The organism is Paenibacillus sp. ACRRX (genome assembly GCF_022346885.1).
Classification (GTDB): Bacteria; Bacillota; Bacilli; order Paenibacillales; family Paenibacillaceae; genus Paenibacillus_B.
Map to the genome: position 1 here is coordinate 916,423 of NZ_JAKRNK010000001.1, position 13,142 is coordinate 929,564.

Below are 13,142 nucleotides of genomic sequence, written 5' to 3' on the forward strand. Positions count from 1 at the left end.
AAGACTTTCGCGGCTAGATGTATACCAGCTAGAAATAGGAATTAACTCCCATTACTAAAAGTACGGGAGTTTTTGTTATGCATCCTGTAATACTCATCCTATTTTCAGACACTATTCTACGTTAACGCTTCTTGACTTTTGTGGGTTCACTTCAAGCACTGGACAGAAACCAGGATTCGTTAAACATAACAATTGGGTGAATTTCGGCTTAAGCTGGGCGAGCTCTGCGAAGTAGTTGCCGATCATATGATTAAGGGCTATTGATCCATTTTGGAAAGACAACGATGAGAGGGTCTGAATATGATGGTAGTAATACCTTTTTTCCCGTTTGGGCAGCTTGTATATGGTTGGTGGAGCATGAGGTACGACGTCAAAGTGATTCGCAATCCGGTAGGTGTTTAGAACATATGATGCAAAAGCTTTTGTAAAGGCTGGGTCGCCAACACGAGGAGAGCCGAATGTAAACAAATAAGGCGAGTTACAAGTAGTGTTGGCTGCTATATCAACCGCACATAGTGTCGCGAGTGCTCCACCAAGGCTGTGGCCTGTAATGTATAGGGTTTTGTCGGGTGACAGCTTGCTGATTGTGGAGATAATTCCATTGCGGGCTGAAGAATAGATGTCTGTGAAGCCACGATGTGTTAGAGCGTTTTCTTTAATATATTTGAATCTCTTTTGCGAGGCCTTAATATTAGATACCCAATCGGTCGTTGAGCTGGTTCCCCGAAAGGCAATAATAATCTCTGTCGGAGATTCCAGAATAAATCCAAATCGTTCCTGCACCTTGCTGGCGGACTTTGCTTGAATCGTATGGCGAACTGAATAATGGAGTGGAACGACAAACGAACCATCTGTATTTGTAAATTGTGCATAAGTCTGTCCGCAAACAGCAGCCAGAAAGATAGCACGCTCTTCTAATTCATTATCGTGACGCAGATAAATCCCACCTTTCCCTCCTATCCTATTTATGATAACAACACGAGATCGGTGCTTGTCGATCAGTCGAAACGTACCATTTATTCTAATTTATACTACAAATACATCACTCAATTTTTGAAGTCTCTAACATAATAGTATCCAGCTGATATTGCGCCAACTAATACTGCAATTGAAAAGCACATATAAATGATTTGTTTATAGTATACGGTTTCATCTGGAACAACAACGCTAAAAACCGTGAATAATACAAGGAGCGATATGAACATCGAATTCGTGACATGTAATCTAATTTGCAGACTGTATTCATCTTTTTTTCCAATTTTGTTCAAAAAATAAGTGTATATAATGACACTTATTAGTCCAACAGAAGTAACAATGCCAACAAACAAGTTAAAGTTGCTTCTAATGTCTAACCACGGATCTAAATTATTCAGCATTTTCGTTTCCTCCTTTTTTGTAGGTAAATATTTCCTCAATACTTACACCGAAAAAATTTGCAATTCTGTAAGCAAGCAATAAAGATGGAAAGTAATTATTTTTTTCCATTACAAATATGGTTTGCTTAGATACTCCTACAACTTCTGCAAGATCACTTTGAGACATCCTCTTTAATACCCTGAATTCATAAACTTTATTAACTATTGAGTCTGATTTGTTTTCCAATATTAACTACTCCTTTCGTGTTTAGTGTAAATTATATTTATAAAAAAGTAAAGTTAACTTATATATAATAATGATTTAGTATTATTTTATTGAATACTTATTAAGCTTATACAATCCTGTAGACGGGTACCCGTGAGGCGAAAAACGTTCGCCAAAGTACAGTGGAGAGTAAACCTTTTACTTAAGTAATCGGCTGCAGTATCTGTCATTAATGAGATGTTCGCGTGGGTCTGGATTTTGGTCTGTGGATAACATGCTGTAATAGCCTCGTTCATTGAGAATCACTTGTTGACTAAACAACTGGTGTTTATAATGGATAGACAATCAAGGTGCTCATTTTTTCTTTATGTGTTTATCATGAGTTAAGCAACAGATGAATCTAATTATAGGGCACAATTAGAACAAGAATTTGGAAGGTTTACAGGAATACCCTGTCAACGTAGACCAAAGAGTACTGTCATTATGATGGATGGGGTTGTGTTGTTGAAGAAGAATGATTGGGAAGTAAGGGCTTGATGCTTCTTGAGAAAGGTGCATAAATAAGGATTATGGGAAGGAGCATTCATCATACGATGAAGCAGCAAGAAGAGTACAAAGTCTGGAATCAATTACATATTGAGCTTGCTGATATCCGTCTGCATACACTTGCTGCGGGAGAAGCAGTCAATGACTACCATTTGCCTGCAAGTGCTTTTCTATTCCTGTACAGGGGTAAAGCGAAGATACGGATGGATGGGCTTATTCATCCTGCTGAACATTTTTACTGTTTACATGGCGGCAAGGGCATGAGGCTGGATATTGAAGCAAAGGAATATCTGGAATATTATTTGGTGCTCTATCGTGGTGAATTTTCGCTCCGCCGAAGATATTTTCTGAGCAAGGGAGAAATTCCACCGTATCAGCAAATATTTTCCTTTGCTCCCGCACAACCCGTAGGTCTCTATCAGATACTGCACCGAATGGAAGAGGCATGGAGCGAATCGACGGAGAAGGATAAATTTGTGGTGAAAACACTGTTCTATCAATTTATATTGGAAATGCTTCAGCAAAAGCAGCAGTCAGGAGTTGATCTCCTTCCTACAGAAGTTGTTAAGCAAGTAGTCCAGTATATGCATAAGCACGTAGACGAGCCGTTGACACTGGAGCTTCTAGGACAGAGGTTCGGCTACAATCCACAGTATTTGGCCCGTAGATTCAAGGAATTGACGACGCGCAGTCCAATCGATTATTTAATTGGAATCCGTATTGGCAAAGCGTGCCATATGCTTCAGTATACGGATGCATCGATTTCCGATATCTCCCAGAGTGTAGGTTATGAGGATGTTTTTTATTTTAACCGCATATTCAAAAAGAACGTAGGTCTCTCTCCCAGCCATTTCAGAAAAAAGCTGTGCGATGAAGAGGATGTTCGGTTTAATCCAGATATAAGGTGGGGATTGTCCATATCGGAGTCTACTTCTCGATGTTATATTGATAATGATAATTATTATCGATATAACAAAAGAGGAGAATATTCTATGTACAGAACATCCAGAAAAAATATAATGGCAACACTTTTACTCTGTATGGCCTTATTGGTTACAGCTTGCGGAGGGGGAGCCCCATCGGAAACGTCTGCTCCCGTCTCCAATTCTTCTGAACAAACTCAGAAAGCAACGCCCGTGCCAGCCACCAAGATTGTGAATACCATGTTCGGAGAGGTGGAAATATCAAAAACTCCTGAACGCATCGTGGCTATTCAATATTTGAGCAGTCTTCTGGCAGTAAAGGCTAATGCAATCGCCTCTACGACGCGCATCATGGACAACCCGTATTTCAGAGGTTTAACGGACAATATTGAGATTGTCGGTTCTTCCGGCAATGATGTTTCCTTTGAAAAGCTGATTGATCTTAATCCTGATCTGATTGTTGTAATGACCTCGGATGAGGAAGAATATAAAAAGTACAACAAAATTGCACCAACGGTTGCCATTCCCTATGGGTACTTTTCATCCATTGAGGAGGAAGTGAAGTTCTTTGGAGATCTGCTGGGGCGGGAGGAAGAGGCCATCGCATGGATAGCTGATTATACTGCGCGAATCGCTGCTGCCCATGCGAAGGTCCAAGCAGTGATACCCTCGGATGCAACTTTTAGCATTATGCAAGAGTCAGACAAGACATTAAGTATATATGGCAGTGAGTTTGGCCGTGGCGGAAAAGTTATTTATGAGAATCTAGGACGGAAATCACCTCCATCCTATAATGAAGCTTTTGCGACAGAGAAATATAAGGATATCTCGATGGAATTATTGGACCAATATGCCGGAGACTATATTATCCTGACAACTGAGAAATCACTGGAGGAACTTCGCAAGGATTCAATCTGGGGGAAATTGGAGGCCGTCAAAAATGACAGGCTATATGCTTGGTCCAACAACCGATCTTATTTCATTGACCCGTTGTCGGTGTTGATGCAGACAGAAGAATTGGCTGAGTGGTTGACGAATGTTTCACAGAAAAATTGACCAAGAACCTGATTAACTATTAGAAGCTTCTGCGATCGGACGCAGGAGCTTTTTTTGTTTGGCGGCATCTGACGGCCTTGTTCTATCGCCATTAAAATTATCAAGTTATAAATGGGACAAGGAATGAAATATTTTAATTGTCACGATCTCGTGACGATGGTATTATTTACATAATATAGTACCATTACTTGGAATGTTAGTGGAGGCATGTATGGGGCATCTATTGTGTTTTCAGGTCCTTTTATCGAATGGGGAAAGACTGTGGCCCGCAACTATTTTTCCTGCGTGGGATGAGAGCATGCTGTTAAAGGATTTACATATGGTCCGTGAATTTTTAGAACGAGATGGAAATCTAATCGTTGCTGTTATGGCTTACGACTGCCACGGAGAGAGAATGGAAGGCCATAACCAAGTATTTAAGAAAGAGGAGATCGCTGTGATTCAAGGTCCCATTCTCAGCTTTCCCCCGTGTGGTATTAGCGTCAATGAGGTGTTTGGCTTATCCGAGGCGGCTCGACTGTGGGGAATTGAGGGTGGGGGAGCAACCATACGTAAAGCTCTCGAGCGTGGTGAATTTAGTCCAAGTGAGATTCGTAAATCGGATGGAATATTACTTGTTACTTTTTCTGGAATGCAGCGTAGATACAATGCAGTTATGAAACACCAGTGGCTGGAAATACAGTCTTATTTCGCTCAAGAAGGTGTAATCCGAGAAGAACCTGAGAATCCCCCTACATCACAACACACCTCCTTATCGAACCTTACACGACGTCATCGCAAAGCATCCGAAATTTAATATACCCTCGTTCATTTTAACTTGTCTTGTAGGATTTGCAGAGGAGGATGGAACGTTGTCTAGTACAAATATGATCAAACTAATCGGGCTAATGCTCATCGTAGCTGCTGTGAACATCCTCGTATTTTCACCGGGGTTAATAGGCGTACAGATTGGAACAAGCGCGCTCTCAACAGCAACGGGGGTTACCTTACTCTTTGCCAGTGGAGGGGTTCTTGTTATCGGAATCTATCATTTATTGTTTAAGAAACCGGTTATTATTCCGGTGAAACAAATCAAAACGTATGACGAGTATATTGAACATCTATCTCGATATCGCCATGCGAAAGGAATTGAAAGCGATATAAGTTTGGCGCTAGAACAAATGGAACGTATGCAGAAGAGGAAGCGTACTTTAATCGAAGTTCTACAGCAGCGATTTGAAGAGACAGAGATGAGTTATAAGAAGTTCGCATCTGTCACCCAAGAAGTGGAGCATCTATTCTACCAAAATATCAGGAGTATATTAAACATCCTGCATGTGTATGACGAATCGGAGTTCGAGCGTGTCTTTCAAAAGAAGTCATCAGGTTTTTCCAACGAACTTGTTCAGAAAAAAGCAAGTGTATATCAAGATTACCTGTCAACCATCACAAGCTCAATCTCGAATAATGAGGAAATTTTGTTAAGACTGGATCAACTGCTATTAGAAATATCAAGCCTAGATCATATTGAACCTGGTGAGATTGAGCAGTTATCCTGCGTGCAGGAGTTAGACTCTTTAATCAGACAAACCAAATATTATAAACAGTGAGAGGTGCAGCGAATGGCCAATAGCAAAAAGATTGTATTATCTGTCTTGAGTGTGTTTGTCGTATTTATCCTTGTTTATCTTGGCGTGAACTTTACCTCCAACTTGGGTAAATCCAAATCGCAGGTTACGGCAGAAGATGCAGGTAAGCAGCTAAACAAGCTTTACTCCAATATCGCGGTGACGACCGAAACTCCCGTAAAAGGTCAAATCGATATTAATCCCGCAGATATTGGCGAGACATTGCCTGATATTTCGAAGTTCCCGATTACGGTCAATAATACAACGAATGAGTTTGTAGAAATTTTCTCATCGCCAGAAAAGTCAGGAGCAGGAGTAGATGGCTGGCTAGCGGAAGTTGCAGCCGAGTTTAATAACGCGAATATCCAAGTAAACGGCAAGGCCGCATCTGTCAAGATTCGTAATATTGCTTCCGGAACTGCAGCTGACTATATTAAATCAGGCAAGTATATACCCGATGCCTTTACACCTTCGAACGAGTTATGGGGCGAAATGGTAAAAGCGAGCGGAGTAAAAACTCAGCTTGTCACGAAGCGATTGGTGGGAAATGTTCCTGGTATTGTCATTTCGAAATCGAAACACGATGCATTAGTAGCGGCATATGGTTCAGTGAATGTCAAAACGGTTACGGAAGCGATCGCAAATAATGAGTTCAGCATGGGGTATACGGATCCATTTGCAAGCTCAACCGGCTTAAATTTCCTTATAACTTCGCTTCATACGTTTGATAGTTCTAATATCCTAAGTGATAAAGCCGTTCAAGGATTTGAGAAGTTCCAAGCGAACGTTCCGTTTCTAGCTTCGACCACGATTCAAATGCGCGATGCCGCTAAATCGGGTATGTTAGACGGGTTTGTACTGGAATACCAAACCTATCTTAATACTGCCGACTTCAAAAGCGGCTACGTATTTACACCCTTTGGTATAAGACATGACAGTCCGCTGTATGCATTAGGTGATCTTCCGAAGTCCAAATTGGAAGTCATTAAGAAATTTTCCGAATTTGTAACACAAGCTAAATATCAAACAATGGCTCAAGAAAAAGGATTTAATGAGCTGAACCAATATAAATCGGAGCTTGCTGTTGTAGAGGGCGGTCTGCTTGCATCTGCTCAGAAAATATGGAAAGAAAAGAAAAATGGAAGCAAGCCGATTGCAGCCGTGTTTGTAACCGATGTTTCAGGTAGTATGGCGGGTGAACCGATCAATCGTTTGAAGGAATCGTTGCTGAAAGGACAAAAATATCTGGGGAAAGAGAACAGCATAGGTCTGGTCGCTTACTCCAATGATGTAACCATTCATTTGCCGATCAAAAAGTACGATACGACACAGCAATCGATGTTTGTTGGTGCGGTAAACAACTTATTTGCGGACGGAGGTACAGCTACGTTCGATGGTATTATTGTTGCCTTAAAAATGCTTCAAGATGAGAAAGCCGTTAATCCATCAATAAAACCGATGATTTTTGTACTGAGTGATGGCGAGACCAATCGGGGGAATACCCTCAAAGATATTAAGGATCTGATCGCAACCTACAAAGTTCCGATTTACACGATTGGTTATAATGCAGACATCCAAGCGCTACAGAGCATTTCAAGTATCAATGAAGCAGCCAGTATCAATGCGGATACAGACGATGTCGTCTATAAAATAGCGAACTTGTTTAACGTCCAAATGTAACCCTTATCTATAGGAGGAGCTATATGTCATTTTCAATGGAAGTTGCAAGTCCGGAAGACATCCAAGCTGCAATTGAGCAAGAGGTTAAACCTGTTCCCGAGGAAGTCGCCAAGCTGCAAGCGTTGGCTGATTCCAATGTCGCGTCTATTATGTCTTTAGATCTTGATTCGCTTGAGAAGAGGAAAGAAATACTGCAATCGATTGACTCGTTCGGTATGAATACGATGAGAACATCTTCAGGCAAAAACAATTTACTGCAAGTTTCGGTCGGTAACCTTTCCAAGACAGGAGATGAGGGCGGCCAAGTAGCAAAAGGCTTAACAGAGTTGCACATGCAATTAAAAGACTTGGACCCAAGCGTCATCGACTTTACAAAAACAGGATTTTTAGGCAAGTTGTTTAATCCGTTACGCGCTTATTTCTTGAAATATCAAAAAGCAGATGCGGTGATAGCAGATATTGTCGTCTCCCTGGATAAAGGGAAAACAACCTTGAAGAATGACAATACGACGCTTGAGATTGAACAGCAGGCGCTGCGTGACTTGACAAAAAAGCTGCAAAAGGAAATCGAACTGGGTACTTTAATGGACAGTTCCATTGAAACGCAGATCGAAACAGCCAAGGCTCGCAATGAAGATACAGACAAAATCCGCTTCATCACCGAGGAGGTCCTGTTCCCACTTCGTCAACGGGTAATGGATATGCAGCAAATGATGGTTGTAAACCAACAGGGGATTATGGCGATTGAAGTGGTCACACGTAACAACAAAGAATTGATTCGAGGCGTGGACAGAGCTAAAAACGTGACGATCTCAGCCTTGAAAATTTCTGTAACAGTAGCTAGTGCGTTATACAATCAAAAGATCGTATTGAAAAAAATTGAATTGTTAAATCAAACGACAAATGAATTGATCGCGGGCACTTCAAGAATGTTAAAAGATCAAGGTGCTCATATCCATAAACAATCGCTTGAAACCAACATTTCTGTAGAAACCTTAAAACAAGCGTTCACTGATGTATTATCAGCGCTTGATTCCATCAGCACCTACAAACAAGAAGCACTCCCTAAGATGCGCGACACGATCGATCAGTTCAGGGAACTAGCGGATACTGGTGAGCAGCAAATCCAACGTTTAGAAAAGGGACACAAGCTGGGTTTGTAATGATCTATTTCCAACACCGTATGAGTTCTTGTTCATATTAACGTGAAACAGATGGTTTATCCGTTCAGAGGATACCCGTATCTCAACATGTATAAAGCATGACCAGTCCATGGGTGAATCCGCGGGCTGGTCATGTTTGTGTATTGATTTGGTAAGTTATATCCGAACTCCATGTGACTTCATTGATGTGTGGCAGCTGCCTTTTCTACTTAGAGGAACTTCTTCATTTCATTAAAAGCTAACTCGCGATGACCTGCTTGGCAGTGTTGTTCACCACCTGTTTCTTTCGTAAATACTTTAGTCGTAATGGAAGCCGCATTGCTTAATTCTTGTTGAATTTGCGGCAGGCGGCTGATAGGCACGTATTGATCATCTTGTCCAGCAAGTAATAGAACATCCTGATTAACGAATTGGCCGATTCCTTGCATCGTATGCTTTTCAATAGCTTTAAATAGTTCAAACGGCGTTGCTGCACCCGTATTCTCCATACCCTTGGTAAGTTTCCATTTTAAATCCATACTATTAGCCATCATTTGTTCGAGTAAAGAATTAACTTGATCTGCTTCATTATGGTCAACCAGCTGCATGATACTCTTATAAGTCTCTGCTGGCATCCGATTTTTTAATGCATCTAGTCCACAATAGAAAATGTTAAAGGCAATGACTTTGTCGATTCTTTTTTCGAAAGCAGCAGCACGCATCGCCAGATAGCCGCCCCAAGAAGCGCCTAAAATGCTGACACGATCTAATTTGAAATAATCAATTATCGTTGATATCGGTTTTTCCCAGTTGTGAATGAGTTTAAGGCCGCTCTTCAAGGCGGTTCCTTGGCCTGGCCCATCAAATACGATAATATTGTAATTAATTCCTTTTATAAATTGCATCATTTTAAGCATCTCTTCCATGTAAGAATCGTAACCGCCAAACACAAGTAAGGTTTGGTTAGCCCCAGGCGTCAATAATTTGACAGCAGGAAGATAAGAGTCCTCATAAGGGATTTGAAAGAAATCATAGTCAAATTCAGTATATCCTTTATAGAACGTTTCTCGATATTTTTGATACATGGTGTCTTTATTAGGGTCTTCAGGTGACAAGTAAAATTCTGCTGCTTGATAGTAGACGGAGGCTAAGTCAAAGTCCTTGCTGTTTTCACGCTTCTGTGCAAAATCAAGCCAAGTTTCATACCAGCTGTGTGCATCCTGTAATCTCGGAATCATCTGTTCCAAGTCAGCCTGTGCGCGATCATCTTCTTGGTAATAATCATTCATAAACCGATTGATTTGCAGATTAAATTGTTCATCTTGTACATATGTTTTAAACATGTTGATTCCTCCTTTAGTAGGTATGTGCCTACTATAGAGCAGAGTTATGTACGAAAAAATAAGTAAAAGTGCCGAAAATGTACGATATCTTACAAGTTATATAGGAAGTGTTCAATAACCTACAATTAAGGAGTAATTGGTTGATGAGTGAAGACATCAGAGTGTATAAAACGAAACTAGCGATAAAACGAGGATTTATCGAACTGCTCCAACAACAACATTTTAAAGAGATTACGATCAAAAACATTTGTGATCAAGCGCTTATCGGACGATCGACTTTTTATAGTCATTATTTGGATAAGTACGACTTGTTAGAAAAGATGGTTCAACAACATGTTCTTGATTTTACAAATGAGATTAAACAACGATTTGATTCTATCGATGAGGGCAAGGTGGCTGATGCTATCGAATTTGTCACCGATACGATGATTGAACATCAAATTGAGATTTCCACATTGTTAGAAGTGCACGAAGAAACAGCAGATCTACGCAAAGAATTTGAACACATTTTGTTCCGTACTTGCTTGGATTATTTAACTCGTCATTTTTCTTCAAGTACGATTGCATTAGACTATTTGGCAGAATTATATGCCGCTAACTCGATTGTGTTTTTGAATAGAGTCTTAAGACATGGGAAAGAACCTCCTATCATCCTGCTTGCCAATCAAATGCAGCAATACATTTTTGGTCAGTTAAAGCCTAATCGAATGTTTAATTCAAACAATGACGAAAAGGGGAAAGTATAATGCTAGAATTACAAGCTAATCAATTTAATGTGGTTGAATCTTTTTTTATGAACAAAAAGAGCTGTATCCCAGCGTTATCTGTTATTTATGGCAACTATCCGGGTCGAGTATTTGTAGATGATGAGCAAACACCTCAAATCGTAATCGTTTGGGCTACTGGGAGATGGATGTACCTAGAGGGAAGTCTATCAACAGAGAACAACAAAGTTGATGTGAGCCGTTTTTTACAGCATATCGTTATGCCCGATTGTAAACAGCGTAATGAAAAATGGTTTGAAATTTATACTTCGGATGATGAAGCGTGGAACTATTTTTTTGAAAAGGAAATCGCTTTTTTGAAAGTAAATAAGCATTATGAATCCGTGTATGCACTAAATCTAAATAAATTTGCTCAAGTTAAGCGGCAAGTAAATGTAGTAGAAGAGCCGTTAAAAATTAACCTTGTTCATTTCGATATACTGCCTCAATCATTTTATGCATTTCCATATGTCAGAGATGAGTTTAAAGCGAAGAAGTGCATAGGAGTAGAAGTGAAGAAAGATAATCAGCTCATCACCGTTTGCAAAAACAACGGCTTTATCGTTGGAAATGAGTATTTTATTGATGTTGATACATTTGCTAAAGAAGAGCGAGGTAAAGGATATGCAACAGTTGCTGCCATTCGGTTAATGGATCACTTGTTAGAACAACAAATGTATCCTTTGTGGGAGACCACACATGAAAATATACCCTCACATAAACTAGCTGTAAGGCTTGGCTTTGAAAAAGTTGAAAACTATCCTGTGTATTCGTTTAATCTGGAAATATAAAAAGCATATAATCGAATGCGGCCTCATCACGATTACTATAGGCAAGGATGTGAGTATAGATGTATGTGCTGAGACGGGCAGAAGTGCTCAAATGGAAGAAAGACGAAAAAAAGATGGTGTTTGCTGTTGAGTTTCCTATGCTGCTAAGCTGTGATCATACGGTAAAGATCAAGTGGGACTGGGAGTGGACGACACTTCAAAAGGGGCAGGTAATCTTTCTGCGACCTGGCAAGTCAGTGAATATTGTCCTTGAATCTGATCTCCATACAGCACAACTGTTCAAGGTGTGCTTTCAGAGTTATACGTTAATCGAGGACAGTGGAGACAAGTTGACCTATAATGAGGAGCACTCGCAGCTGCCTGCTCATGGCGCGATGGCGGTCACAGGAGCATCAAGTTATCGTATATTCACCATGCTGGAAGAACTGACGAAGGAAGTGATAACTAACAACGATAGTGCCTGTGACCGCCACCATTATAAACTAAGCGAGCTGCTTCGTTCATTTATAAAGGCGTTAAAACCAGCTGGCGAGAAAGTAGATCCAGTCATATGGAAGGCGCTAGAATATATCAATTGTCATTTTGACCAGCAGCTGACTCGTTCTCAATTGGCGAAGTTGGTCGGATTTAATACCAGTTATTTTTCGCGTCTGTTTCATAAGCAAGTAGGGCGCAGTTTTTCTGATCATTTGACACGCGTGCGAGTAGATAAAGCAAAGCAGCATTTGTTGGCGAGTAATGCTACATTAGGAGAGATTGCGGCAAAGGTTGGTTATGCGGACGGGCTGTACCTAAGTCGTAAGTTTAAACAGACCGTCGGCATGTCACCGACGGAATACCGAAATCTACCTAAGCCTAAGCATGTGGTGGCGATGCAGTATGCAGGTGATTTGCTAGCGCTTGGTATTCAGCCAATTGCGGCCCCTTTCACGCCGTGGGAAGTGTCTCCGCTTGTACACGGAGATTTGGAAGGGACGCTTGATCTGGAGCGGGAAGATCCGGCAGGGAACTTGTATGGACTGCAAGTAGATATGATTGTGGCACCCGAATACCTTTATTATTGGCCTGGTAAAATGGAAAAGTTGGAGCAGCTTGCTGATGTCATCGTACTGCCATGGAACCGTGGAGATCGACTAGAAGCAGTTCGTCTTATGGGGCATATTATGGGCAGGGAAAAAGAAGCTGATCAGTGGATTGAATGGTACATTGGACGTGCGCGTTCAGCAGCTGCCAAATTAAAGACACGGATAGGTCCTCATGAAACGGTGGGGCTGTATGAGGTATGGGAAGATCGTTCGATTTGTATTTGGAATGCAACTGCTAGAGGTGTATTCAATTTATTTGAGGGCTTAAAATTGACGCCTCATCCCCGTATCCAACGAGAGGTGCTGACTCCAGATAACCATCTATTCATTGAGGAATCTCAATTATCAGCTTATGCGGCAGATCACATGTTTGTGGTGCTTCCCTCCGAGTCCTCTGATTTATACGACAGCTTCACAGATAAACTTACCGAGCGTCCTATCTGGAGGGAACTGTTCGCGGACGGACGCCGACGCGTGTATCCACTCAAGCTGGAGGAATTCTGGTGTAATGATGCTGCTGCACTTGTGAGGCAGCTTGATATCATGGCGAATTTAATGCTAAATGCTGCTGATATCTCTATAAAGTAACGATTGTCCATGATGAAGTAGTCACATTTTGAAATA

The 13,142-nt window shown here is 41.0% G+C and carries 11 protein-coding genes; 8 read left to right on the plus strand and 3 right to left on the minus strand.

From position 1 onward, the window contains the following. Positions 1-111: 111 nt before the first annotated feature. Positions 112-783 carry a lipase family protein gene (locus tag MH117_RS04205; RefSeq protein WP_481857227.1) on the minus strand — a complete coding sequence of 224 codons (672 nt, stop codon included), beginning with the start codon at positions 781-783 and terminating at the stop codon, positions 112-114. A gap of 582 nt (positions 784-1,365) precedes the next feature. Next, positions 1,366-1,605, minus strand: a complete 240-nt coding sequence (locus MH117_RS04210; protein WP_239327753.1) for a helix-turn-helix transcriptional regulator — start codon at positions 1,603-1,605, stop codon at positions 1,366-1,368. Between the two features lie 569 nt (positions 1,606-2,174). On the opposite strand from MH117_RS04210, the gene MH117_RS04215 reads away from it, so the two are divergent. The 5 genes from MH117_RS04215 to MH117_RS04235 all read left to right on the plus strand — a co-directional run bounded on the left by MH117_RS04215 (position 2,175) and on the right by MH117_RS04235 (position 8,556). Beyond that, complete coding sequence (locus tag MH117_RS04215; RefSeq protein WP_239327381.1) at positions 2,175-4,106, plus strand: AraC family transcriptional regulator; 1,932 nt, start codon at positions 2,175-2,177, stop codon at positions 4,104-4,106. 211 nt (positions 4,107-4,317) lie between these two features. After that, positions 4,318-4,902, plus strand: coding sequence for a helix-turn-helix domain-containing protein (locus MH117_RS04220; protein WP_239327382.1), 585 nt, complete (start codon positions 4,318-4,320; stop codon positions 4,900-4,902). A gap of 55 nt (positions 4,903-4,957) precedes the next feature. Next, the gene (locus tag MH117_RS04225; protein ID WP_239327383.1) at positions 4,958-5,695 is read left to right on the plus strand and encodes a hypothetical protein; all 738 of its coding nucleotides are present in this window, start codon (positions 4,958-4,960) and stop codon (positions 5,693-5,695) included. Between the two features lie 12 nt (positions 5,696-5,707). Beyond that, positions 5,708-7,393: a vWA domain-containing protein gene (locus tag MH117_RS04230; RefSeq protein WP_239327384.1), complete on the plus strand. Its 1,686-nt coding sequence runs from the start codon at positions 5,708-5,710 to the stop codon at positions 7,391-7,393. A 23-nt stretch (positions 7,394-7,416) separates the two neighbouring features. After that, entirely contained in the window at positions 7,417-8,556 is a 1,140-nt protein-coding gene (locus MH117_RS04235; RefSeq protein WP_239327385.1) for a toxic anion resistance protein, read from the plus strand. Between the two features lie 209 nt (positions 8,557-8,765). Here the strand turns inward: MH117_RS04235 and MH117_RS04240 are convergent, their stop codons facing one another. Then, on the minus strand, positions 8,766-9,878 hold the full coding sequence (locus MH117_RS04240) for an alpha/beta fold hydrolase (protein ID WP_239327386.1): 1,113 nt from the start codon (positions 9,876-9,878) through the stop codon (positions 8,766-8,768). A gap of 143 nt (positions 9,879-10,021) precedes the next feature. On the opposite strand from MH117_RS04240, the gene MH117_RS04245 reads away from it, so the two are divergent. From MH117_RS04245 to MH117_RS04255, 3 genes are read left to right on the plus strand one after another with little or no spacing between them, the layout of a single operon-like run. Then, positions 10,022-10,624 carry a TetR/AcrR family transcriptional regulator gene (locus MH117_RS04245; protein WP_239327387.1) on the plus strand — a complete coding sequence of 201 codons (603 nt, stop codon included), beginning with the start codon at positions 10,022-10,024 and terminating at the stop codon, positions 10,622-10,624. Further along, complete coding sequence (locus MH117_RS04250) at positions 10,624-11,433, plus strand: GNAT family N-acetyltransferase (RefSeq protein WP_239327388.1); 810 nt, start codon at positions 10,624-10,626, stop codon at positions 11,431-11,433. Before MH117_RS04245 ends, MH117_RS04250 begins: the two co-directional genes overlap by 1 nt. 59 nt (positions 11,434-11,492) lie before the next feature. Beyond that, the gene (locus tag MH117_RS04255) at positions 11,493-13,106 is read left to right on the plus strand and encodes a helix-turn-helix domain-containing protein (protein ID WP_239327389.1); all 1,614 of its coding nucleotides are present in this window, start codon (positions 11,493-11,495) and stop codon (positions 13,104-13,106) included. The last annotated feature ends 36 nt before the right edge of the window (positions 13,107-13,142 follow it).